The organism is Nocardiopsis nanhaiensis (assembly GCF_054778635.1).
Genome location: NZ_BAAGZJ010000007.1, coordinates 66,732 through 90,070, shown reverse-complemented (window position 1 = coordinate 90,070; position 23,339 = coordinate 66,732). Strand labels below are relative to the sequence as shown.

General features: G+C 68.7%; 20 protein-coding genes. 8 read left to right on the top strand and 12 right to left on the bottom strand.

Annotated features, from left to right (window positions below; genetic code table 11):
* Positions 1-72: 72 nt before the first annotated feature.
* Together ACYVD1_RS05115 and ACYVD1_RS05110 are read right to left on the bottom strand one after the other, a co-directional pair.
* Positions 73-897, bottom strand: coding sequence for a class I SAM-dependent methyltransferase (locus tag ACYVD1_RS05115; RefSeq protein WP_460768437.1), 825 nt, complete (start codon positions 895-897; stop codon positions 73-75).
* 309 nt (positions 898-1,206) lie between these two features.
* Positions 1,207-2,205: an AraC family transcriptional regulator gene (locus ACYVD1_RS05110; RefSeq protein ID WP_460768434.1), complete on the bottom strand. Its 999-nt coding sequence runs from the start codon at positions 2,203-2,205 to the stop codon at positions 1,207-1,209.
* Between the two features lie 112 nt (positions 2,206-2,317).
* Between ACYVD1_RS05110 and ACYVD1_RS05105 the strand changes: the two genes are divergently transcribed.
* The gene (locus ACYVD1_RS05105; protein WP_460768432.1) at positions 2,318-3,184 is read left to right on the top strand and encodes a Rossmann-fold NAD(P)-binding domain-containing protein; all 867 of its coding nucleotides are present in this window, start codon (positions 2,318-2,320) and stop codon (positions 3,182-3,184) included.
* Between the two features lie 30 nt (positions 3,185-3,214).
* Here the strand turns inward: ACYVD1_RS05105 and ACYVD1_RS05100 are convergent, their stop codons facing one another.
* Entirely contained in the window at positions 3,215-3,811 is a 597-nt protein-coding gene (locus ACYVD1_RS05100; protein WP_460768430.1) for a TetR/AcrR family transcriptional regulator, read from the bottom strand.
* A 149-nt stretch (positions 3,812-3,960) separates the two neighbouring features.
* Between ACYVD1_RS05100 and ACYVD1_RS05095 the strand changes: the two genes are divergently transcribed.
* Positions 3,961-4,434 carry a hypothetical protein gene (locus tag ACYVD1_RS05095; protein ID WP_460768428.1) on the top strand — a complete coding sequence of 158 codons (474 nt, stop codon included), beginning with the start codon at positions 3,961-3,963 and terminating at the stop codon, positions 4,432-4,434.
* Between the two features lie 592 nt (positions 4,435-5,026).
* Positions 5,027-5,980 carry a sugar-binding transcriptional regulator gene (locus ACYVD1_RS05090; protein WP_460768426.1) on the top strand — a complete coding sequence of 318 codons (954 nt, stop codon included), beginning with the start codon at positions 5,027-5,029 and terminating at the stop codon, positions 5,978-5,980.
* A 111-nt stretch (positions 5,981-6,091) separates the two neighbouring features.
* Here the strand turns inward: ACYVD1_RS05090 and ACYVD1_RS05085 are convergent, their stop codons facing one another.
* The 5 genes from ACYVD1_RS05085 to ACYVD1_RS05065 are packed head-to-tail and all read right to left on the bottom strand — an operon-like array spanning position 6,092 to position 11,771.
* Complete coding sequence (locus tag ACYVD1_RS05085; RefSeq protein WP_460768424.1) at positions 6,092-7,033, bottom strand: substrate-binding domain-containing protein; 942 nt, start codon at positions 7,031-7,033, stop codon at positions 6,092-6,094.
* Positions 7,034-7,085: 52 nt separating this feature from the next.
* On the bottom strand, positions 7,086-8,231 hold the full coding sequence (locus ACYVD1_RS05080) for an ABC transporter permease (protein WP_460768422.1): 1,146 nt from the start codon (positions 8,229-8,231) through the stop codon (positions 7,086-7,088).
* Positions 8,228-9,838 carry a sugar ABC transporter ATP-binding protein gene (locus ACYVD1_RS05075; RefSeq protein WP_460768420.1) on the bottom strand — a complete coding sequence of 537 codons (1,611 nt, stop codon included), beginning with the start codon at positions 9,836-9,838 and terminating at the stop codon, positions 8,228-8,230. Before ACYVD1_RS05075 ends, ACYVD1_RS05080 begins: the two co-directional genes overlap by 4 nt.
* Positions 9,835-10,599 carry a DUF2291 family protein gene (locus ACYVD1_RS05070; protein ID WP_460768418.1) on the bottom strand — a complete coding sequence of 255 codons (765 nt, stop codon included), beginning with the start codon at positions 10,597-10,599 and terminating at the stop codon, positions 9,835-9,837. The genes ACYVD1_RS05075 and ACYVD1_RS05070 overlap by 4 nt, the downstream gene beginning before the upstream one ends.
* Complete coding sequence (locus tag ACYVD1_RS05065) at positions 10,596-11,771, bottom strand: zinc-binding dehydrogenase (RefSeq protein ID WP_460768416.1); 1,176 nt, start codon at positions 11,769-11,771, stop codon at positions 10,596-10,598. The genes ACYVD1_RS05070 and ACYVD1_RS05065 overlap by 4 nt, the downstream gene beginning before the upstream one ends.
* Before the next feature lie 137 nt (positions 11,772-11,908).
* Here ACYVD1_RS05065 and tkt point away from each other — a divergent pair, with 137 nt between their 5' ends.
* The 5 genes from tkt (at position 11,909) to ACYVD1_RS05040 (ending at position 17,834) form a co-directional block, all read left to right on the top strand.
* Positions 11,909-14,110: a transketolase gene (gene tkt, locus ACYVD1_RS05060; protein ID WP_460768414.1), complete on the top strand. Its 2,202-nt coding sequence runs from the start codon at positions 11,909-11,911 to the stop codon at positions 14,108-14,110.
* Between the two features lie 149 nt (positions 14,111-14,259).
* Entirely contained in the window at positions 14,260-14,538 is a 279-nt protein-coding gene (locus ACYVD1_RS05055) for a transaldolase family protein (protein ID WP_460768412.1), read from the top strand.
* A 186-nt stretch (positions 14,539-14,724) separates the two neighbouring features.
* Complete coding sequence (locus ACYVD1_RS05050; RefSeq protein ID WP_460768410.1) at positions 14,725-15,198, top strand: ribose-5-phosphate isomerase; 474 nt, start codon at positions 14,725-14,727, stop codon at positions 15,196-15,198.
* A 132-nt stretch (positions 15,199-15,330) separates the two neighbouring features.
* On the top strand, positions 15,331-17,058 hold the full coding sequence (locus tag ACYVD1_RS05045; protein WP_460768408.1) for a dihydroxyacetone kinase family protein: 1,728 nt from the start codon (positions 15,331-15,333) through the stop codon (positions 17,056-17,058).
* Positions 17,058-17,834 carry a triose-phosphate isomerase gene (locus ACYVD1_RS05040; protein WP_460768405.1) on the top strand — a complete coding sequence of 259 codons (777 nt, stop codon included), beginning with the start codon at positions 17,058-17,060 and terminating at the stop codon, positions 17,832-17,834. Before ACYVD1_RS05045 ends, ACYVD1_RS05040 begins: the two co-directional genes overlap by 1 nt.
* 323 nt (positions 17,835-18,157) lie before the next feature.
* Here ACYVD1_RS05040 and ACYVD1_RS05035 read toward each other — a convergent pair whose 3' ends face one another.
* Genes ACYVD1_RS05035 through ACYVD1_RS05020 form a run of 4 tightly spaced genes read right to left on the bottom strand, consistent with a single transcriptional unit; the run spans position 18,158 to position 23,337 of the window.
* Positions 18,158-19,753, bottom strand: coding sequence for a family 20 glycosylhydrolase (locus ACYVD1_RS05035; protein ID WP_460768403.1), 1,596 nt, complete (start codon positions 19,751-19,753; stop codon positions 18,158-18,160).
* Complete coding sequence (locus ACYVD1_RS05030) at positions 19,737-20,579, bottom strand: ATP-binding cassette domain-containing protein (RefSeq protein ID WP_460768400.1); 843 nt, start codon at positions 20,577-20,579, stop codon at positions 19,737-19,739. The genes ACYVD1_RS05035 and ACYVD1_RS05030 overlap by 17 nt, the downstream gene beginning before the upstream one ends.
* Positions 20,576-22,399: a dipeptide/oligopeptide/nickel ABC transporter permease/ATP-binding protein gene (locus ACYVD1_RS05025; protein WP_460768396.1), complete on the bottom strand. Its 1,824-nt coding sequence runs from the start codon at positions 22,397-22,399 to the stop codon at positions 20,576-20,578. Before ACYVD1_RS05025 ends, ACYVD1_RS05030 begins: the two co-directional genes overlap by 4 nt.
* Positions 22,396-23,337 (bottom strand): ABC transporter permease, encoded by a 942-nt coding sequence (locus ACYVD1_RS05020; protein WP_460768394.1) that lies wholly within the window; start codon positions 23,335-23,337, stop codon positions 22,396-22,398. The genes ACYVD1_RS05025 and ACYVD1_RS05020 overlap by 4 nt, the downstream gene beginning before the upstream one ends.
* Between the last annotated feature and the right edge of the window lie 2 nt (positions 23,338-23,339).

Here is a 23,339-nt window from a genome sequence, read left to right as displayed (position 1 = left end):
CCCAGGGTCGGTCTCTCCGAAAGACTTACCCACGCCGTGGTTCTCACACGTGGAGGCGGAGTTCGCCCCGGTTCAGGACTTGCGGGACACCACCAGCTGGGTGGTGTAGGGGACGCGGACGGCTCCGTCTGGGAAGTGGCGGTCGGCGATGGCCCGGAGCTCGGCCCGGACCCGGTCCGCACCGGCCTCCTCGGTTGCCGCCGCCATCTTGCTGGAGGACATCGCCATACCGAGGTAGCCGTCCACGGTGAGCTCGCGGACCCACGGGAAGGTGTGCTCGGTCGCGCCGGTCAGGGTCCTGGTCTCGGACATTTCACCGACCAGGTCGTACGTGCGGTAGTAGCGGTCGTATCCGGGGCTGTAGCGCTCCAGCAGGTCCTCGTGGTCGTCGGTGAACGCGCTGCCGTCGAGGTCGCGGTTGTTGTTGAGCACGGCGAGGGTGCCGCCTGTGGTGAGGAGGCGCGCGGACTCGGCGTAGAAGGCGGGACGGTCGAACCAGTGCACGGCCTGGGCGGTGAGCACCAGGGCGGCGGAGGCGCCCGGGAAGGGGATGTCCTCGGCTCGGGCGTCCACGTACTCGACCGCGTCGCCCTCGGCCGGGTCAGCGCCGGTCACTGCGGCTTCGGACGCGGCGGGCGCAACGGCTGCATCGCGCATGTCGTGGCCGGGTTCCACACCGACCACGCGCGGCCCGGGGCCGAAGGCACCGCGGAGAGCGCGCGTGGAGATTCCGGTCCCGGCCCCGACGTCGAGGAGGAGCCACGGGTCGGGCCAGGCGTCTGAGGCACCGGCGCGCACGTGGTCGCGCAGGGTGCCCAGGGCCTCTTCCGGGTACCCGGGGCGGAAGGCCCGGTAGTTCTCGGTGAGACCTTCGAAAGCCTGGGTGCGGTCGTTCATGGGGCGTCCTCCGCCGCGGATGAGCCGTTGCCTGCTACGGCGGAATCATAGCGCTTGCTCCCGGTCCGTGACGGTTCGGTGGCATGTCGGGACGCAGGGTCACCGCGCGGTGTACCGCTGGGGTTGCGCAGAGGGCCGGGCCGTGCCCTGTCCGCGGGCTCCAGCCGGTTGTCCACAACCTGGAAAGTGCCTCTGGCGCGGGCGGCCCGCTGCGGTTTCACTGGAATGGATCCCACCCCTTACCCAGCTCCCCAGGGAGGACCGCCCGTGCGCACAGTTCTGGTCAATGACCGAGTACCGCGACAGCGCTCAGCCGACGACCCCGGTCGGCGGGGCAACGGCGGTGTCGGTCGGCGGGGTGGAGGCGGTGCCGGTCCTGGACTTTCGGTACTCGGAAGGGCTTGTGCCCAGCTGGTTCTTGAAGGCCGCGCTGAACGCGAACGCGCTCCCGTACCCCACGCGGGCGGCCAGCGGTTCCAGGCCCAGGTCGGGTTCGGCCACGAGGAGGTCGCAGGCCAGGCTCAGCCGCCAGGTGCGCAGGTAGGTCATGGGCGGGCTGCCCACCGCGCGTTGGAAGCGGGTGGCCAGGGTGGACCGGGAGACCGAGCACCCCGCCGCCAGCGACTCCAGGGTCCAGGGGTGGGTCGGCTGTTCGTGCACCAGGTCCAGGGCGCGGGCGACGGTCGGGTCGTGCTGGGCGCTGAGCCAGTTCGGCGCGGTGTCCGGGTGCGATTCCAGCCAGGCCCGGACCGCCATGACCAGCAAAGAGTCCAACAGGCGGTCGTTGAGTGCGCTCTGGGCTACCCGCGCGCTGGTGATCTCCCTGGCGAGCAGGGTGACCACCGCCGGGTCTACGGCCCCCGCCGGCAGCACCGCCAGCGGGGGCAGCGCGGCGAGGGCGAGGCGCCCGATCTCGCCGGTGTCCTCGTAGGCGCCCAGAATCATCGTGTCCGTGCCGTCGGGGTCGTTTCCCCAAGTCCCGACGCCGTGGCTCATGGTCACGTGGAGTTCCCGGCCGTCGAGGCTCATACAACGGTTACCCGGATAGACGATGGTGCCGGGAGCCGTGTCGGGGTGGTCCGAGAGCACGTAGGGTTCCGGGCCGCGGATGAGCAACACGTCTCCGGGGCCCGTCAGGACGGGGGCGAAGCCCTCACGGCGCAGCCAGACCCGGCCGCCGGTGATCACCACCAGCGCGAGCGGGGCTCCGTCGCGGATGTCCATGGCCCAGGGCGGACCCATCACGATGCGCAGGGTGAAGGCGGCCCGGGCGCGCGGCCCGTCGATCAGGTGCACCAGGGGGTCCATGGTCTCCTCCCACAGGGCCGGGACCGGCTACGGCACGAACAGTGGACGTTCTCTTATGGAGTCCAGCAGATGAACCATGTCCCGTCCAGAGCTTTCCCGCTGTACTGGGTTCATGGATACGAACAGCAGCGCACACAGCACCACTCGGCGAGTCCTCGTCACCGGCGGAACCGGGATGACCGGGCGCCGCGTCACCCGACTGCTGACCCAGCTCGGCATCGAGCACCGGGTCGGTTCCAGGGCGGGCCACCCGGGGTCCGGCACCCCGCCCTTCGACTGGCACTCCCCCGACACCTGGGACACCGTCCTGGAGGGGGCCGACTCCGTCTACCTCTGCTACCATCCGGACCTCGCCTTCCCCGGGGCGTCCGACATCGTCTCGGCCTTCGCGGCACGGGCCGCCGGGCACGGGGTGCGCCGGATGGCGCTGCTGTCCGGCCGCGGCGAGCCGGAGGCCCAGCGCGCCGAGGAGGTGGTCCGGTCCGTCTTCCCCGCCCTGACCGTGCTGCGCTGCTCCTTCTTCGCGCAGAACTTCTCCGAGTACTTCTTTCTGGACGGGGTTCGTTCGGGGACGCTCGCCCTGCCCGTGGCGGACGTGCCCGAGCCGTTCGTGGACCTGGACGACGTCGCGGAGGCCGCTGTCCGGACCCTCACCCAAGAAGGACACGCTGGCGAGCTGTACGAGATGACCGGACCGAGGGCGCTGACCTTCGCCGAAGCCGGAAAGGTCCTGGGTGACGCGGCGGGCTACCCCGTGGCCTACCGCAAGGCGACCCCGGACGAGTACGTCTCCTGGGCCGCGGCTGAAGGCGTACCCGAGGAACTGGCTCAGGGTCTGGTCACGCTGTTCACCCAGGTCCTGGACGGGCGCAACACCAAGCCCGCCGACGGGGTCCATCGTGCCCTCGGCCGCCCGGCAGGCGATTTCGGGGACTACGCGGCCAAGGCCGCAGGGACGGGGGTGTGGGAGAGGAGCTGAACCGGTCACCGGCGGGCCCGTCACGTGCTGTCAGGCCCGCCGTTCCGAACACTCCGGACTGGAGCTCTGGGCCTGAGGACGATCGAGTAGGAGGTCTGCGGCGCGGGCCAGGACGTCGGCCCGGCTGCGGCCGGGGTGGTCGGCGGCGAGGAAGTGCTCCCCGATCGCGGCGCAGAAGGCGAGCAGGCTACGGGCCTCGACCTCGTCGGGGTCCGAGCAGAAGGTACCGATCACCCCGCGCAGGAGTTCCATGCGCCGGTTGTCGACCCGCCGCAGCCGCTCCGCGACCGCCTCGTCGTGCCTGGCCCATCCGCGGACCGCGAGATCGATGGGCAGGAGGCGGTCGTCGGAGAAGGTGAGCATGCCCGCCCGGTACGCCTGGTCCTTGGGGGCGCCGCCCTCCCGCTCCACCTGGTCGATCACGTCGTCGGTGCTCTCCCGCTCCCAGGTCTCCAGCATCGCGTCCAGCAACGCGTTCCGGTCGGCGAAGTACCCGTAGAAGCCGCCCTTGGTCACCCGGAGCCTCTTGGCCAGGGCTTCGACACGGACCGCGTCCGGCCCGTCGGCGGCCAGGACGCGGAGGCCCTCCTCGACCCACTTCTCACGCGGTGTGCGCACAGCACCCATGCGGCCCCTCACCTCTCGACGTCACATACGGCAGCGTATAGATTAGCCGAAGCCGATATATACGCCACCGTATATTTGGGGGTAGCGCAATGCCGGATGATCCGATTCCACACCCGAGGCACAGGGGAGACGGTCACGTAGAGAGCGCCGTGGGGGTCAGTGCCGTCCCCGGCTCCCTCCGTTCAGCCAGTTCACTGCCGCGCATCGACTACGCCGACGCGTTCACCCTCACCACCGGACTGAGCGCGCCCCCGGAAGGATGGGCCCGCGCGATGTTCGGGGATAACCCCGACCTCGCGGCCTGGCTGATCTGGCGCGGATTCCTGGGTCTGCGCCTCAGCCGGGGCTCCGCACGGGACACCGTCGCCGGATGGCGGATCGCCGGGCGCGGCCAGGACTGGATCCGACTCGAAGCCGACTCCTGGTTCCTGAACGGCAACCTCGTGGTCCGGGCCGACGGTGCCGGGGTGTCACTGGGTACCTTCCTGCACTACCGGCGGGCCCTCGGCAGAGTCGTGTGGCCCGCGCTGTCCGCCCTGCACCGCCGACTAGCCCCCGGGCTGCTCCGCGACGCCGCGGCCAAACTGCGCCCGCCGGGGCGGGGGTCCACACCCCCTGTTTGAGGGTGCCGGGCGGTGACCCGTGCCGCCCGCGCGTGGTGCACCGTGAGGAATCGCGCCGTCCGGGGGAAGAGCCGTCCGGAAGAAGGACCGTTCAGAGGAAAGGCCGCCCAGAGGGGGAAGCGGGGGGTTGTCCACAGGCCAGGATCCGGGGCTGGCACGACGGAGGCAGACCCGGTTGACTTGTTGTATCGGGGGAGTCCAGCTTGTGCCAGCTTCGTGCTGCCCAGATTCAGCTGTCGGCCTGGTGGCCGGTGACCGCCACTCTCGTCAGCGCTGAGGCGGGTCGGCTGTCGCGGCCGGTCAATGTGTGCGCCGGAGCCCCTTGCGCGGCCTTGGCGCTGGTTCCCCGGTTCCCGCCTCCTCCCGGTCCGTGTCGGGTACAGCGTGTCCAAGACCTGAAGCAAGGGCCCAACGGGCTGTTTCCCGCACCCCGACGATGCCGTGGCCGCGTGCTCCAGCACTTCAGCCACTGCACTGAATCAAGGCACAAATGTTCACGGGTTCATCTAAACTGTGCTGGACCGTGCACAGATGATGAGGAGAGCTCCGTGCCAGCACGTCGATTCGGCCACCGACAATTCATGAGAGCTCGATGACGATGGATGTTTCCGCAGGCAACGGACCCGACACAGACCCCGAGCGTCTTTATCGCGCCGCGCAGCTGTATTACGAGCAAGGTGCGACTCAGGCAGAGGTCGCCGAACAGCTCAGCGTTTCGAGACCTTCGGTCAGTCGCCTGCTGGCGGAGGCGCGAGCTGTCGGGCTTGTCGAAATCACCGTTCATCGCCCCAGTTCCCAGAGCACCCAAGAGCTGAGTGCGCGGCTGCGCGAGGCCCTGGAGCTCGACGCCGTTCATATCGCCCCCGGGGACCAGTCGGAACGGGTGGGCCTGGGATTGGGTCCGCTCGCCCGCCACGCGCTGAGCGGCGTGGGCCTGCGTCCCGGTGACGTCTTGCTCATCGCTTCCGGAGTGACCACCTACGCCTTGGCCCAACAGCGCATGGGCGACTACCCCGGTGTCATCGTCGCGCCCACGGTCGGTGGGCAAGCCGAGGCGGACCCCTGGCACCAGACGAACGAGGTCGTTCGGATGTTCACCTCAACCTCCGGGGGCCGTCCGCATTACCTCTTCGCCCCCGCGCTGCCGTCACCAGCCCTGCTGACCGCTTTGCAGGACGATCCGGGTTTTCAGCAGATCGTTCAGGACTGGGGGTCGGCGAAGGCCGCACTCGTCGGCGTCGGGGCTCCGCCCCTCTCAAGGGAATCCATCTCCCGCTCCGTCCCCCGTGACCACCCCAACTTGGCCAAGTCGGTGGGGGATGTCTGCCTCGCCTTCTTCGACCGGGAAGGCGCCGAGGTCACGTTCCCGGGAAACGAGCGCATGGTCAGGGTGCCCGGCGACGCGCTTCGCGCCGTACCGCACCGCATCGCCGTGGCCGTCGGCCAGGAGAAAACCCTGAGTATCACTGTCGCCGCGCGATCGGGTTGGCTGAATCAGCTGGTGACAGATGAGGCCACCGCCCAAGCGATCGAGCGGGACATGTGATCGCCGCACACCTACCGTGACGGGACCGGCCGCCCTCTCGCCGGTAGTACAGCGAGAGGGCGGCCGGGTCTGCCGGATGTGCGTCCGGACCGCGACTAGGGCGTGTTCGATTCACTCTTCGATAACGAAGTCCTGAAGGTCGTCGGCGTTCTCTTCGGTGATCAGGATGCAGTCCAACGCGACCTTCTCACCGTCCAGTGACGACTCCCCCGTACGGATGACCTCGTCGAGGACCTCGAGGGCCTGGGTCGTGGCGTCGTCGATGGGCTGCAGGACCGAAGCGACCATCTTGCCATCCGCGACGGCCTCAGCGGCATCGTTGCTCCCGTCGAAGCCCAAGACCTCCACGTCGTCGAGGACCCCGGCCTCTTCAAGGGCGTTGATCGCGCCCAGAGCCATCTCGTCGTTGCCGGAGATCACACCGTCGATGTCCGGGTTGCGGGAGAGCAGCTGCTCCATGGCCGTCTGGCCCTCTTGGCGGTCCCAGTTGGCGATCTCCTCACCGACCTTCTCCATGTCCGGGTACTGGGAGAGCACGCTCTCGTAGCCCTCGGAGCGGACCGGCGCGTTGTTGTCGCTCGGCTCGCCGAACAGTTCCACATAGGTGCCCTCATAGCCCATGGCCTCGGCCCATCTCTCGGCCCCCTCGGCCGCACCCTGGGCGTTGTCCGAGACGAACTGGGCTTCCGCCAGGCCGGTTTCCGAGATCTCGGCGTTGACGAGGGAGACGGGGATGTCGGCGTCGACGGCCTGCTCAACGATCGCCACGCTCTCGTCCGCACCGGCGGGGTCGAGGAGGATGCCATCGACGTTGTTGTTGATGGCGGTTTCCATCAGTCGGGTCTGCTCGTCGGGATCGTTCTCGTGAGCGCCGACGTTGTAGCTGTATCCGAGCTCTTCGGCCAACTCTTCCGCGCGGTTCACCTCGGCGGCCCAGTAGGGGTTCGAGGGGTCAACGGTAATGATGGCGATTTCCCCGCCGCCCTCAGCGCCTCCCCCGCCGTCGCTCCCGCATCCGGTGAGAACGAACGCGGTGGCCGCGATCGCTGCCATCGATTTCCGGTACATGGGTCTCCCCTTTTTTCTCTTCTTGCAACGACGGTAACTACGATGTCGATTTCGAGGACGGGCCCTCACGGCCTCCGGTCCCGGCGCCAGCCCCGGCGAGACTCTTCTCGGATTCCCGTCTGGCTTCGGCGACGGCGCGCGCCTGTGCCTGTCGGCGCTGCAGGATCTGCTGGATCTGGTCGACGGCCACAGCCAGGATGATGACCGCACCGGTGATGACGGTCTGCCAGAAGGGCGAGACACCGACGATCACGAGCCCGTTGGTCAAGAATCCGATGACGAAGGCGCCGATAATGGTGCCGCGCACCGTTCCGCGGCCACCGGAAAGGGCTGCGCCGCCGATGACCACTGCCGCGATGGCGTTCAGCTCGTAGAACTGGCCGAGGTCCGCAGTCGATGAACGGATATTCGCGATCTGCAGAATCCCGACGATGCCCGCGCACAGTCCGGTGAGCACGTACACCCTGGTCTTGACCTGAGTGACGGGTACGCCGGAGAGCGCCGCAGCGCGCTCGTTGCTGCCGATGGCGTACAGCCAGCGCCCGAAGGGGGTGCGCGTCAGAATGATGGAGAACGCGACGGCCATCGCGATCATCACCCATGCGGAGATCGGCACGCCCAGAGGGCTGCTGGCGAAGACGTCGAAGAAGCCGGTGTTGCCCAACTCCTCTTGGCCCCGGAGTTCATTGGTGATGTTGGTGCCACCGAGCAGTACCTGGGTCAGACCTCTACCGACGTAGAGCATGCCCAGCGTGACGATGAACGGAGCAAGGTTCAGCCGGGCGATCAACAAGCCGTTGACCCAGCCGACGAACATCCCGACGGCGACGGCGATCACGATGATCACCCAGGTTGACGGATACATGACCGCGTCGGTCAGGGGCAGATGGACCCCCTGGAACAGGTTGCCGGCCACGGCACCGGTGAGTCCGACCGTGGAACCGACGGAAAGGTCGATGCCCGAGTGGAGGATCACCATCAGCATCCCGAGGGCGATGATGGCGTTGAAGGCGACATCCTTGGCGACCGTCACGAGGTTGCCGGCCGAGAGATAGGTATCGCTCATCGACGCGAAGATCACGATGATGATCGCCAGCGCGACGAGGGCGCGCGCCTCGATGAAGAAGGCGCCGAGGTTGATCTTGGAGCCCGATGTCTTTTCCGGCGTGGTCGCTGCGCTCATCGTGGTCCCCCTTCTTCTGTCGTGGCCGGCTCTGCTGCTTTACCGCCGCTGCCTTCGGCGGCCGCCATCACTTCTTCGCGTGTGGCGTTGCGCGGGTCGAACTCTGTGACCACCCGGCCGCGGTCCATGACGACGATGCGGTGTGAGGCGTTCAGCGCTTCGCCGACGTCGGAGGTGACGAAGAGGACCGCGAGCCCCTTCTTCGCTTGGGAGAACAACAGCGAGAAGATCTCGCCCTTGGCTCCGACGTCGACGCCGCGTGTGGGGTCGTCCAGTAGTAGGACTTGTGGCTGGGACATCAGCAGCTTGCCGATGACGACCTTCTGGGCGTTCCCGCCGGAGAGGGCAGTGATCGGTGTCTCGGGCCCTTCGGCTTTGACCCCGATCCTCTTCATCTGGTCCTTGACGCCTCGCATCTCATCGCGCACGGCGATGAATCCGCGCCGCACCCAGGAGCTCAGGCTCGCGAGCGACATGTTCTTACCGACGGTCTGCATCTGGATGAGCCCGTCGCGCTGCCGGTCTTCGGGTACGAGCCCCATACCGAGGTCGATGCGATCGGCGATGTTCTGGCCCGCGAGGTCGCGTCCGGCGAGCAGCACTCGGCCACCCGCTAGCTCGTCCCGTCCGCAGAGCGCTTCCATCAACTCGGTTCTTCCCGCGCCCATCAGACCGAAGAGGCAGACGATCTCTCCCTCTCTTACGTCCAGTGAGACATGGTCGACCGGGAACTTGCCGCGTACCGTGTCGGCGACCGTCACGTCCTGGACGGAGAGCGCGACCTCCCCGTGCTCACGAGTCTCATCGCGGAAGTCGTAGTCCGCTTCACGGCCCACCATCTGGCGCACGACCCAGCCCAGATCGACGGCTGAGGCCTCCTCGGTGGCCACCAGGTCCCCATCACGGAAGACCACCGCGTAGTCGGCGATCTCGAGGGCTTCCTCGAGGTGGTGGGAGATGTAGACGATGGCTACGCCCTGGCGCTGCAGTTCTCGGATGATCTTGAACAGCACTTCGACCTCGGCCGCGCTCAGCGCGGACGTGGGCTCATCCATGATGAGGATGCGCGCGTCGGTGGACAGGGCCCTGGCGATCTCCACGATCTGCTGTTGCCCTACGCGCAGGTCCTGCACGAAAGTGTCGGGCGAAATCGGCTCCTCGAGCCGCTTCATCAGCTCCCGTGTCACCCGGTCCTGGTCCGCGTAGTGGATTCCGCGGACCGATGCGATCTCGCGCCCCAGGAAGATGTTGTCACTGACCTTGAGGTTCGGATTCAGGTTCAGTTCCTGATGGATGATCGCGATGCCCTTCTCCACGGCATCCGTGGTGGAAGAGATCTCGATCTTCTCCCCGTCGAGCTCGAGGTGCCCGGCGGTCGGTTGCTCGACGCCGGAGAGGATCTTCATCAGCGTCGACTTGCCGGCACCGTTCTCACCGAAGAGAACCGTGACCTTTCCGGCGCTGACGTCGAAGTTGACGCCCTTGAGGGCACGAGTGACCCCGTAGGTCTTGCTGATATCGACCGCGCGCAGGACGACATCGCCCGAACGGGTCTGCGCGGACCGCTCTGCCACGGCTGCGGGAGGGGGCGGCACAACGGCACTCATGAGTCGGCTCCGACGTCCAGCGGCTGGATGATGAGCGGGCGCTGCGCGGCCGCGTCGGCATCGGAACCGGCGTAGCTGAGGATGCCTTCGATGCTGATCTGCTCTCCCTGCGCCGCGCCGGGGTCGGAACCGAACGCCTCCTGCACGTTGGTCAGCATCAGCGCGCTCAGTTCGTTACCGACTTGCTGGTATTCGGTCTGCCCTGGAGCATCGCCGAACTCGTAGCCGGTGACGTTGCGAATCAGGCCTCCGTCCAGGGCGTTGCCCAGAGGCACGGTGACGGTTTGTCCGGTGTCGACGTCTTCGATATCGAGCGTCAGGGTTTCGTCGTCCGCCTCTTCGACAGCACCCGTCGCCCTCACGGCGAAGGCGGTCGTCTCTTCGCTCGGCTCCATTGCGTCGAATTCATCAGCGGCAGCATCCGGATCTTCGGCCAGCGCCGCGGCCACCGCGCCGAGCTCGGACGGGTCGGCGAGAAGTTCGGTCCGTGCCTGCTCGAAGAGCTCATCGGCGGTGACCGCCGGATCGAAGTCATCGGAGGTCAGTTCGTCGACCTCCGCCGGGGTGAGGAACCTGGTGTTCGCCAGCATCGCGACCACCAGGACCGTCAGGAGCGCACCGATCACGACGCGGCGCCGCGTCCGCGAGGTTCTGCGCCGCGGCCCCGGGGAGGTCGGCCGCGTGCCTTCTCCGCTCCCGGCGCCCTTGTCGCGCTCCGCCTCCTGCTGCGCGGATACCGGCGCTTGGGAGGTATCACTCATGCCGGCACACCCCCGACGAGGTTGTTGGCGGTGCCTGCGGGGATGGGCCCGTTGGGCAGGATCGAGACTTTGACGGACTCTCCAGAGGAGTCCGCGACGGCGTCCAGAGCGTCCTGGAAGCGCTCGAGGGGGAACTGATGGGTGCACACGCGCTCCAAGGGCAGCGCACCGGCTTCGATCAGCTTGATCGCTGAGGGCCAGCAGTGCGGACCGAGGTGGGCGCCGAGTACGTCGAGCTCCTTGTCATCGGAGATGATGGACCAGTCGACCGAGACCTTCTCGTTGAACACGGAGTATTCGACGAAGCGGCCGAGTTTGCGCAGCAGGTTGATGCCCTGGGCCACGGCTGAGGGGTGCCCGGTCGCCTCGATGTAGACGTCGGCGCCGTATCCGCCCGTCAGTTCCTTGACGCGGGCAACGGGGTCCCCGGTGGTGATGTTGACGGTCAGATCGGCACCACAGTCCCGGGCGAGCTCGAGTTTGGCGTCGACCATGTCCAGGGCGATGATGCGCATCGGGTTCTTCTGCCGCGCCCCCGCGATGGCGGAGAGTCCGATCGGTCCGGCTCCGGCGACGACGACGGTGTCCTCGAACTGAATGCTGGCCCGTTCCACGGCGTGCATCGCGCACGAAAGCGGCTCGGAGAAAGCCGCGAAGTGTCCGGGCAGGGCGGACGAAACCGGGTGGACCAGCGCCCGGGACGGAACGAGAACGTACTCCGCCATGGCTCCGTCGAAACCCTTGAACCCGAACATGTCGTGGGGTTCGCACATCCAGTAGATCCCACGGCCGCAGTAGAAGCACTCACCGCAGGGCACGATCTGCTCACACGCGAGCCGGTCACCCAGCTCGACGCCTCGGGACGCGAGGGCGCCTTCACCGGCGGCAACCACTGTGCCCACGAACTCATGGCCCGGGATGCGGTTGGTCTCGGCCCACGCCTGCTTGTACTCGCCACCCCAGAACTTCTCGGCCCCGTGGTAGCACTTCAGGTCGGAAGCGCACACACCGACGGCGTCGGTCCTCAGCACGAGTTCGCCTGCTTCCGGTACCGGAACGGGGCGCTGCTCGATCCTGTAGTCGCCGGGACCATGAACGACGACAGCTCGCATCTCGGACGGAAGCATCTGCTCCGACGCTGCCTCGGAAGAGGCGGTGGGAGTGGTGTTCATCGCGTTACTCCTCAAACCAGGTGCGGTGGAGCGGACTCCTATCCGCTGATCGCGGGTGGTGCATGTCACGGTTTCAATCCTAGAATGTCCAGAACACGTGTCAAGCACATTCGTTCATCCTCTTTGGAGCACATGCTATGACGACAGCCCTTCGCGGTCTCGAGTGGACAGAGCTGGACGACCGGGCGGTCGACACCGCTCGCCTCCTGGCAGCCGACGCCGTACAGAGAACCGGCAACGGTCACCCCGGGACCGCCATGAGCCTGGCGCCGGTGGCGTACTTGCTATACCAGAAGCTGATGCGCCACGACCCGGCGGATCCGGCCTGGTCCGCCCGGGACCGCTTCGTTCTTTCCTGCGGACACACGAGCCTGACGCAGTACGTGCAGCTGTACCTCGCCGGTTATCCGATGGCTCTGGAGGACCTCAAGGCACTTCGGACCTGGGGCAGCCAGACCCCCGGCCACCCCGAGTACGGCCACACGCCCGGGGTCGAGGTCACCACGGGCCCCCTCGGCCAAGGCCTGGCCAACGCGGTAGGGATGGCCATGGCGGCCCGCCGCGAACGCGGGCTATTCGACCCGGAGGCCCCCACGGGCTCGAGCCCCTTCGATCACTCCGTGTACGTCATCGCCTCCGACGGCGATATCCAGGAAGGCGTCAGCTCCGAGGCATCGTCGATCGCGGGCCACCAGGAACTCGGCAACCTCACCGTGCTCTACGACGACAACCGGATCTCGATCGAGGACGACGTCGACGTGGCCTTCAGCGAGGACGTCGCCGCCCACTACGCCGCGTACGGCTGGCACGTACAGACCATCGACTGGAGCGGAAACGGCGGCTACCGCGAGGATGTCCACGGCCTTTGGCGGGCCTACCGTGCCGCAGCGGCCGAAACGCGCCGCCCCAGCATCATCGTGCTCCGCACCGTCATCGGTTGGCCGGCACCGAAGATGCAGGGCACCGGCGCCGCCCACGGTGCCGCCCTCGGCGAGGACGAAATCCGCGCGACCAAGGAGGTCCTCGGTTTCGATCCCGCCGCCCGCTTCGCGGTCGCCGACGACGTCATCGCGCATACCCGCACAGCACGCGAGCGGGGACGCGCATCGCGCTCGGCTTGGAACGACCAGCTCGCACGTTGGGCCGAGCGCAATCCCGGGGCGGCCGAGCTGCGTGAACGCCTGCACGCGCGCCGCCTGCCCGACGGGTGGACCGACGCGCTGCCGGAGTTCGGCCCCGACCAGAAGGGCATCGCGACCCGCAAAGCCTCGGGTGAGGTGCTGTCGGCCCTCGCGCCGCTGCTACCCGAGCTCTGGGGCGGCTCCGCCGATCTTGCCGGGTCGAACAACACCACGCCCGAAGGCCAGACCTCGTTCCTGCCGCCGGACCGCTCGACCAAGAGCTTCACGGGCCACTGGTACGGCCGTGTACTCCACTTCGGTGTCCGCGAACACGCGATGGGGGCGATCCTCAACGGCATCGCGCTACACGGCCCGACCCGGCCCTACGGGGGAACGTTCCTGATGTTCAGCGACTACATGCGGCCCGCGGTCCGGCTCGCCGCCCTGCAGGAGCTCCCCGTGGTCTACGTCTGGACCCACGACTCGATCGGCCTCGGAGAGGACGGCCCCACGCACCAGCCGATCGAACAGCTCGCCGCCCTCCGGGCGGTCCCCGGGCTCGACGTCGTCCGGCCCGCCGACGCCAACGAAACGGTGCATGCCTGGCGTACCGCCCTCGGCCAGAGCGACCGCCCCGTCGCGCTGGCCCTGAGCCGTCAGAACGTACCCGTCTTCGCACGCGGCACGGCCGACGCTTCGGGCGCTGTGTACAACGGAGCCGAAGACACGGCGCGCGGCGCCTACATCCTGCTGGATACCGAGGACGACCCGGACGTACTCATCATCGGCACTGGCTCCGAGGTGCAGCTAGCGGTCGAGGCGCGCGCCGCTCTCGCCGCCGAGGGCGTCGGTGCCCGGGTCGTGTCGATGCCCTCGCGCGAATGGTTCGCGCGGCAGACGGCCGCCTACCGCGACCACGTCATCCCTGCGCGTGTACGCGCACGGGTGGTCGTCGAGGCGGGGGTCGCATTCGGGTGGCACGACGTCGCCGGCGATGCCGGTCGCATCGTCGGCATCGAGCACTACGGGGCCTCAGCGGACTACGCCACCGTATTCGAGAAACTCGGCATCACGGCAGAAGCGGTCGCCCAGGCGGCACGCAGTTCGATCGAAGCCGCACGGTCCGGCACCGGTACCGCCCCCCGGCCGAGCCACGCGGCCGGGCCCGCCGACGGCCCGGACGCACCCTACGGGGCGGACTCGTCCTTCACCAACTAGCTAGGAGAGACCATTGAGTATCCCACTGGAACAGCTCGCGAAGGAACAGGTCTCGGTCTGGCTCGACGACCTCTCGCGCGAACGCCTTGAGTCCGGCAACCTCGCTTCGCTCATCGACCGGGGTTAAGAACCCCGAATACCCCGACACGATGTACGTCACGGAGTTGGTGGCGGCCGACACCGTCAACACGATGCCGGAGAAGACCCTGGAGGCCGTGGCCGCCCGGGGCGAGCTCCGCGGGGACACCGTGCGCGGCAGCTACGAGGATTCCCGCGAGGTCATGCGGCAGCTCGCGGACGCGGGGACCTCCTACGAGCAGGTCGTCGCGGACCTGGAGGAGGACGGCCTGGCGAAGTTCCAAGTGTCGTGGGACGAGCTCGTCGCCACGGTGCGTACCGAACTCGCAAGTCAGGCGGGGTCGCCCTAGGGCGTGGAGCCGCACGGCGCCGGGCTCGATCCCGGTGCCGTGCTCGCCGCCGCGGTGGACGATCGCGGCGGCGCCCGGCGAAACAGATGCAGAACATGTGTCCTTGACATTTGTTCCCGGCTGTCTCAAGCTGAGGACGGTGCTGAGAGTCGGCATCTTCGTTCTACGCGGCAAGGAGCAACCGCTATGGGGAAGCGTTTCAGCATGGTGGTCGGGTCGGACGATGCGGGATTTCAGTACAAGGAGTTCCTGAAAGAAGAGCTCGAAGCCCATGAACGCGTGTCATCGGTACGCGACGTGGGTGTCGGGGCCGAGCAGATCACGGAGTATCCGACGATCGCCGTTGCCGCCGCCCAGATGGTCGCGGCAGGCGAGGCGGACCGCGCCCTACTGATCTGCGGTACCGGACTGGGTGTCGCGATGTCCGCGAACAAGGTCGAGGGCGTCCGCGCCGTCACCGCGCACGATAGCTACTCGGTCGAGCGCTCCGTCCTCTCGAACAACGCCCAGATCCTGTGCCTCGGCCAGAGAGTGATCGGCAGGGAACTCGCCCGCAAACTGGTGCGTGAATGGTTGACCCACGAGTTCGATTCCTCGAGCGCGTCCGCCAAGAAGGTCCAGTCCCTCATCGATTTTGAGCAGACGGGGAAGTGCGCCTGAGCCAAACCCGGTCAGTGCGGGCAACAACACCCGCACCAGCCAAGTGGAGAAGTAACACGCGCCACTACCCCCGGGTTCCGTTCCCACCAAGCCATCCGAGTATGAACGTCCGCACAACCGGCAAGGACCGTCATGACCTTCCTCCTCAACTCGGCATCAGACTTCTCCCATGAAGCCGTCCAGGCCTTCGCCCTGGCCAATGATCAGTACGCCACGGCCGTGCACGGTGGTGTGGTCCGCTCCCGCCAGACCCCCGCCGGACAGCCCGCGCTGGTGGTCGGTGGAGGCTCGGGGCACTATCCGGCCTTCGCCGGTTGGGTAGGGCCCGGCATGGCCCACGGCGCCCCGTGCGGCAACATCTTCTCCTCGCCCTCGGCGTCACAGGTCTACTCCGTTGCCCGAAACGCGGAGAACGGTGGCGGTGTGATCCTGGGCTTCGGAAACTACGCCGGCGATGTGCTGCATTTCGGCAGTGCCGCGGAGAAGCTCCGCGCTGAGGGCATCGACGTCCGCATCATCGCGGTGAGCGATGACATCGCCTCCAACCCGCCGGAGAAGCATCGGGAGCGGCGTGGCATCGCGGGAGACCTGCCGGTCTTCAAAATCGCCGGGGCGGCCATCGAAGCCGGAGCAGGGATCGACGAAGCGGAGCGGATCGCTTGGAAGGCCAATGACGCGACCAGGTCCCTGGGTGCGGCGTTCGACGGCTGCACACTGCCGGGGGCCAAGAGCGCGCTCTTCGGTGTGGACGCGGGCACGATGGGGGTGGGGCTCGGCATTCACGGAGAGCCCGGGATCAAGGACCTTCCCATGGGCACTGCGTCCGAGGTGGCCGACCTGCTCTTCGACGGGGTCATGGCGGAGGCGCCCGACGGCCGCTCCGGTCGCGTCGCCGTCGTGCTCAACGGTCTGGGCAGGGTCAAGTACGAGGAGCTCTTCGTCGTCTACGGCCGACTTGCCGAGCGGCTCGAAGAGGCGGGGTTGACACCGGTACGGCCCGAGGTCGGCGAGTTCGTCACCAGTTTGGACATGGCGGGGTTGTCTCTGACCCTGGTGTTCCTCGACCAGGAGCTCGAGGAGTACTGGGCCGCCCCCGCGGACACGCCCGCCTACCGGCGCGGTCACCTGAACGGCCTCGGGCGGTCGTGGGGTGCTCCGCAACGGACCGAGATCTACACGCCAGGCGAAGAAGGCGTTCCCGCTGCGTCAGCTGATTCCCAAGCACTCGCCGCGCAGGTCCAGAGAGCCCTGGAACTCCTTGAGCACCAGTGCGAGCGGAACAAGGACCACTGGGGACGCATCGACGCGGTCGCCGGCGACGGCGACCACGGTCACGCCATGGTTCTGGGCTCCGGCGGGGCGGTGCGGGCCGGCCGTCAGGCCCTGGAGCGCGGAGCCGGGGCGTGCACGCTCCTGGTGCACGCGGGTACCGCGTGGTCCGAGACGGCCGGCGGCACCTCCGGAGCGCTCTGGGGTGCCGCACTCACCGCTGCCGGGGGTGCGCTGGGAGACCAGAACGGTGGGGACGGCACCACGGCGGCCCGTGCACTGCTGGACGGGGTCAAGGCGGTGCAGCGGGTGGGCGGTGCCATACCCGGGGACAAAACCATGATCGACGCGGCGCTGCCCTTCGCCGCGACGCTTGAGCAGGAAATGGACGTGCGGAATGACCTCGCCGCCGCGATCTCCGCTGCCGCGGTAGCGGCGCGAGAGGCCGCGGAGAAGACCTCCGGATTCACCGCGCGGCGGGGGCGTTCCCAAGCGCTGGGCGAAAAGTCGCTCGGCACCCCCGACCCCGGAGCCACCTCATTCGCCGTGCTCGTGGAAACCCTCGCGGAGTACTTCCGCGACATGAAGTAATGCGCAAGTCGAAGCTCTGGGTCGGAACAAGCTGGAAAATGAACAAGACTCTGGCAGAGGCCGGGGAGTACACGACCGCGGTCGCCACCGCCATCGCGGAGGATCCCTGCCTGACCCAGGGCGTCGAGGCCTTCGTGATCCCGCCGCACACGGCGCTTGCCACCGTCACCGAGCGGCTCGGCCGACAGGCCAATACCGCTGGCGGCGTTCGGGTCGGTGCTCAGAACGCGCATTGGCAGGACAGCGGCGCCTGGACGGGCGAGGTCTCGATGCCGCAGGTCAAGGATGCGGGCGCGACGATGGTCGAAATCGGCCATTCTGAGCGCCGGACACATTTCCACGAGAGCGTCGAGGCCACCCGCCTCAAGGTCGAGGCAGCGCTGCGGCACGGGTTGATGCCCCTGCTGTGTATCGGCGAGCCCGCCGAAACCCGCGCCAGCGGTGACGCCTCGTCGTACATCCTGGCCCAGGCCCGCGGTGCCCTGGCCGGTGTTCCGGAGTCGGAGCTGGCCAGGGTACTCATCGCCTACGAGCCCCGCTGGGCTATCGGGGAACTCGGCCGGCCGGCACGCGGGGAAGAACTGGAGGGGCCGTTCGCCGCGTTGCGGCGCGAGTACGGGGACACTGTGGCGGGCTTGCTCTACGGGGGGTCGGTGACGTTGGACAACATGCCCGGCCTTCTTGCCCTGGAAGACGTCGACGGACTCTTCATCGGCCGTGCCGCATGGCACGCGGACGGTTTCGTCAAGCTGTTGCGGGCTGTGTCCCGAGCATGAGCCCCCGGATCTGCCGTCCGTGTCCCCTCTCCGTTCAGGGCCCGGTGTTGTATTCCTCTGAGCCGTTTCGCCCGCTATGATCCGCCCTGTATGGCAGCCGCCCTGTGCGGTATGAGCTGGCGGGCCACCGCTGACCGTCTCGGTGTTGTGAGCGGTCCGCACCCACGTGATGAGGGGCCTGGCCCAGGCAGCGGGAGCCCACAGCATGAGGGCCCGGCCACCGCAGGCGTCAACCGTGCCCGCGCTGCTGGTGCCAGGCCTGCTCGTTCGCCTGTGGACAACCCCTGCCGGGGCGGCGCCGGTCAGGGTCGGTCAGGGTGCGGTCAGTGCTGGGGACGGAAGTGGTTCTCGAAGCCGAGCGCCTCCCACAGGGGTTTGTGGCCCGCCAACCGGCCATGATGGTCTCCCCAGGTGGTTCGGGACTGGGTCCAGGCCTTCTCGGCCACGCCGGGCAGGCGGGGCAGCAAGAGGAACGCCAGATCGCCGAACTCGGTGAGGGTCTCGCCCCAGACCGCCGCTTCCACTCCGGCGACCACGGTCCCGGGAGCCTGGGCTTCCGCGGTTTCGGCCGGGTCCCAGGCGAACGTCCCCTCGACGGTGATCGGGGTGTAGGCGGGCAGACCCAAGCGCGTGCGATCGCTCTCCTGGGCCGGATCCGCGCACGTGTCCGCGTAGGGGCGGTCCAGATAGAGGCGGGAGTTCGGCGCCATCAGCACGGGGACGCCCTGCTTGGTGGCCGCGGGCACGTCACCCGGGGAGATCCGGAAGGTCTCGGCTGCCTGGTCCACCAGCGGGTGGTACTCCTCGGGCACCGACTCCTTGATGGCGTCGGGGTCGAACTCCTCCGGCGCCCCGATCCAGTACTGGAGGACGTCCTCTCCGTCGAGCACTCCGGCCCGCGCGGTCTCCTGCCAGCCCAGGGCGCGTTTCCCCTGTTCCCTCAGCCACTGGTGGGTGAGGCGGATGAATGCCACGTAGTCGTCGTGGTCCATCCCGAACGGTTCGTCGCCGCCCAAGTGCACGAAGGGGCCGGGCGCGGCCTCGGCGAACTCGGCGATCACGTCCCGGGCGAAGCGGCGGGCGGGTTCGGAGTCCGGGTGCAGGTAGCGCAGCCGGGGATGGGGGTAGTCGATGCCGTCGGCGAGCTCGGGGTAGGCGTCGAAGGCCCACCGGGTGTGGCCGGGCAGGTCCACCTCGGGGACGATGGTGATGTGGCAGCGGGCCGCGTAGGCGACCAGGCCCGCGAACTCCTCACGCGTGTAGTACCCGCGGCTGCCGTCGGACCTGGGAGGGGTCAGCTCGGGCCATGCCCGGGACTCCAGCCGCCACCCCTCGCTGTCGGTCAGGTGCAGGTGCAGCGCGTTGAACTTGTACAGCGCCATGAGGTCGATGACCCTGCGCACCTCGTCGGAGGTGAAGAAGTGGCGGACCACGTCAAGCGAAAGGCTGCGCCAGGCGTACCGGGGGCCGTCGACGATCACATCCTCGGGTGCCCATACGTGGCCGTCGCCGTCCACGGTGAGCAGCTGGACCAGGCTGGTCAGTGCCCGAAAGGCACCCTCGACGCTGGTCGAGTACAGCCGGACCCGCCCCTCGGCGATCTCCAGGCGGTGCCGTTCGTCCGCCCCCGGCTCGGGTCGGGGGTCCACCCCGGTGGCCGGGGCGACGGACGCGAACTCGGCGGCCTCGGCCTCGGTGGAGACCACGACGTCCGCTTCGCCCTGGACGGGCTCGACTCGGAGTCCGTGCAGGCGCCCGCAGGACCAGGCGAACCAGTCGACGGCGTCGGGGACGGCCCCGGCAAGAGTCAGCTTCCCCGCCGTGCCGATCCGGACCGCAGACCCTGCCCCGACCGGAGTCCCGGTCCGGTGTTCGGCGGGGGCCGGGACCAGCCCGGCCGGTTCAGTGTGCTTCGGCATGGAACCGCCTTTCGTACTCGTTGCGGCGCTGCCTCTGGCGCTCCGGGTCTGCGACCGGCGCGGACAGCAGCAGGCGCTGCGTGTAGGGGTGCTCGGGATCGCCGGTGACCTGCTCGGCTTCGCCGTACTCGACGATCTCGCCGCCGTGGATGACCGCCACCCGGTGGCTGAGCGCCCGCACCACCGACAGGTCGTGCGACACGAACAGGTAGGCCACTCCGGTGCGTTCCTGGATCTCCAGCAGCAGATCCATGACGGTGCGCTGGGTGGTGAGGTCCAGGGCGGAGACGGGTTCGTCGCACACGATCAGCCGGGGCGAGATCGCCAGGGCACGGGCGATGGCCACGCGCTGTCGCTGGCCTCCGGAGAACTCCCGGGGCAGCCGGTGTACGGCGTCGCGCGGCAGCGCCACTCGGTCGAGCAGGCCGGCCACGCGGCCCCGGGCCTCGGCCGCGGTCACGCCGTGGGCGAGCAGGGGTTCGGCGAGTGTGTCGCCGATGAGCATGGACGGGTTGAGTGAGGTGTAGGGGTCCTGGAAGACCACTTGGATGTCCCGGCTGAGCGCGCGCCGCCTGCGTTTGGTGGCGCGGTCGATGCGCTCACCGTCGAAGCTGATGCTGCCGCCGGAGGTGGGGACCAGGCCGAGGACGGCCCGGCCGATGGTGGACTTGCCCGAACCGGATTCCCCCACCAGGCCGAGGGTCTCTCCGGGCCGGATGTCCAGGTACACACCCTTGAGCACCTCGACGCGCGGGGCCCGCCATCCTTTGCCTGGGAAGGAGACGTGCAGGTCGCGGAGGTCGAGCAGGGGGTTCGTTTCGTTCACGGGGCCTCCTCCCGGGGCTGCCACGGCGCTCGGGCCGGTGTGTCGTCGAGTACCGCGTCGAGGAGGCCCCGGGTGTAGGGCTCCTCCGGTGCGGTGAGGATGTGCTCCGCGCCGCCGGACTCCACGATCCGGCCTCCGCGCATGACGGCCACCCGGTCGCAGAGGTCGGCGACCACGCCGAGGTTGTGCGTCACGAGTAGCACGCCCATGCCGCGTTCGGCTTGGAGGCGCCGCAGGAGGGCGAGGACCTCGGCCTGCACGGTGACGTCGAGGGCGGTGGTGGGTTCGTCGGCGATGAGGAGGGCGGGGTCGCAGGAGATCGCCCCGGCGATGAGCACGCGCTGGGCCATGCCGCCGGAGATCTGGTGCGGGTGGCTGCGGTACGTGCGTTCGGGGTCGGGGATCTCCACTTGTCGGAGCAGTTCGAGTGCGCGTTTCCGGGCGGCCGAGCGGGAGAGCCCGAGCTTGACGCGCAGCGGTTCGGTGAGGTGGTCCCCGATGGTGAAGGCGGGGTCCAGGTTGCTCATGGGTTCCTGTGGCACGTAGGCGACGGTGTCCCCGCGCAGTCCGCGCAGGGTCCGTTCCGTGGATCCCACGACCTCGGTGCCGTCCAGTCGGACGCTGCCCCTCGACACGCGTCCGCCTTCGGGGAGGAGGCCGAGAATGGAGAAGGCGGTCTGTGTCTTGCCGGAACCGGACTCCCCCACCAGACCGAGCACCTCGCCGCGGCGCACGTCCAGGTCGACCCCGTGGACGACCTCACGAGAGCTGCCGTCGGCGAGTTCGTAGGTGAGGGCGAGGTCCCGGACGGAGAGCAGGTCGGAGCGCTCACCGGCGGAGTCCAGTGTGGTGGGGGCGTCGGCTTCGAGGTGCCGGGCCCTGTGTCCGGTGGCGGGCCCGCTGCCCCGGTCCTCGAGGACGTCGCGCAGGGATGCGGCGAGCAGAACGAGGGCGGCGCTGGTCAGGCCGAGCGCGAGACCGGGCCAGAGCATGAACAGCGGTGCGCGCTGAATGTTGGTGAAGGCCTCGTTGAGCATGGCGCCCCAGGTGGGCAGGTCGCCGCTGCCGATGCCGAGGAACTCCAGTCCGGCCTGCAGGCCGATCGCCATCCCGGCGACCAGGGCGCCCTGGATGATGATGGGTGCGCGCACGACAGTGAGGACGTGGCGGGCGATGATCCGCGAGTCGCGCAGGCCGAACACCCTCGCGGCGTCCACGTACAGTTCGCCGCGCATCGCGGCGACGGTGCCGCGCACCAGCCGGTAGAAGCTGGGGGCGACCAGGACGCCGAGCACGACCATGAGCACCCACACCGTGGGGCCGAGGACGGCTCGGGTGGCCAGCAGCACGACCATGGCGGGCAGCGCCATGACGAGGTTGACCCACCAGTTGGACAGGGAGTCGAACCAGCCGCCGTAGTATCCTGCGGCCAGGCCGCTGGGCAGGCCGATGGCGAGGGCCACCGCCACGGCGAGGGCGGCGCCGCCGAGGGTGTTGCGGCCGCCGTACAGCAGGCGGGACCACACGTCGCGGCCGGAGGGGTCCAGGCCGAGGAGGTGGTCGGCGCTGGGCGGGCCGAAGGCGTCCTGCAGGTTGGCGGCGTTGGGGTCGTGCGCCGTGAAGAGCGGGGCGAACACGACCAGGACGAGGATGACCGCCAGGACCAGGGACGACAGCACGGCCTGCGGGCTGGTGAGGAAGCGTCGGGCCGTCCCCGACCGGCGCCTCGGGCCGGAGGTGTCCGGCCCCGATCCGCGCTCCGGCTTCGCGGCGGCCGAGGTGTCCGGGCCGGGTGTACCGGGGGTGCCAGGGGTACTCACGAGACCCTCGCTTTCGGGTTGAGCCAGGCGACGAGGACGTCCACGAGCAGGTTGATCACGATCACCACGATCACGGTCACCATGACCACGCCCATGATCACGGGGATGTCCCCCCGGGTCGTGTACTGGACGGTCATCGCGCCGATGCCGGGCAGGCCGAAGATCTGCTCGACGATCACCGCTCCCCCGAGCAGACCCACGAACTGCATGCCGAGCACGGTGAGCCCCGGGGTGGCCGCGTTGCGCAGCACGTGCCGGAAGATCACTCGGGAGGCGGGCAGGCCCCGGGCGCGCAGTGTGCGCACGTAGTCGCGGCCCATCACGTCGATGACGGAGCTGCGTACTTGTTGGGAGACCCCGGCGATGCCGGCGATGGACAGGGACAGGATCGGCAGGGTGACCGTGGCGAACCAGCCGCTGAAGGACTGGCTCAGGGGTGTGTAGCCGATGGCGGGGAACCAGCCGAGCTGGACCGCGAACACCAGCACGATGATCAGGGTGACGAGGAAGCCCGGTAGGGCGTAGCCGAGCACGCTGACCATCTGTACCGCCCGGTCCACGGCTCCGCGCCGCACCCCCGCCCACACGCCGAGGACGAACGAGACCACGGTGGTGACGAGGGTGACGCCGACCATCAGGCTGAGGGTGACCGGCAGCCGGTTGGCCAGGGCCAGTGTGACGTCCTCGCTGGTGAACCAGGACCGCCCGAAGTCGCCTTGGAGGGCGGAGGTCAGCCAGTCGAGGTAGCGCACGGCCACCGGCCGGTCCAGGCCGAGGCCGGCGTTGTGCGCGTCGACGGCGTCCTGCGGGGCCGCCGGCCCCAGGGCGTGGCGGCCGACGTCGGTACCGGGCAGGGACAGCAGCAGGTAGGCGAAGGCTGAGATGACGACCAGGAGCAGGAGCCCGGACCCCAGTCGCCGGAGGATGAACTGGATCATGG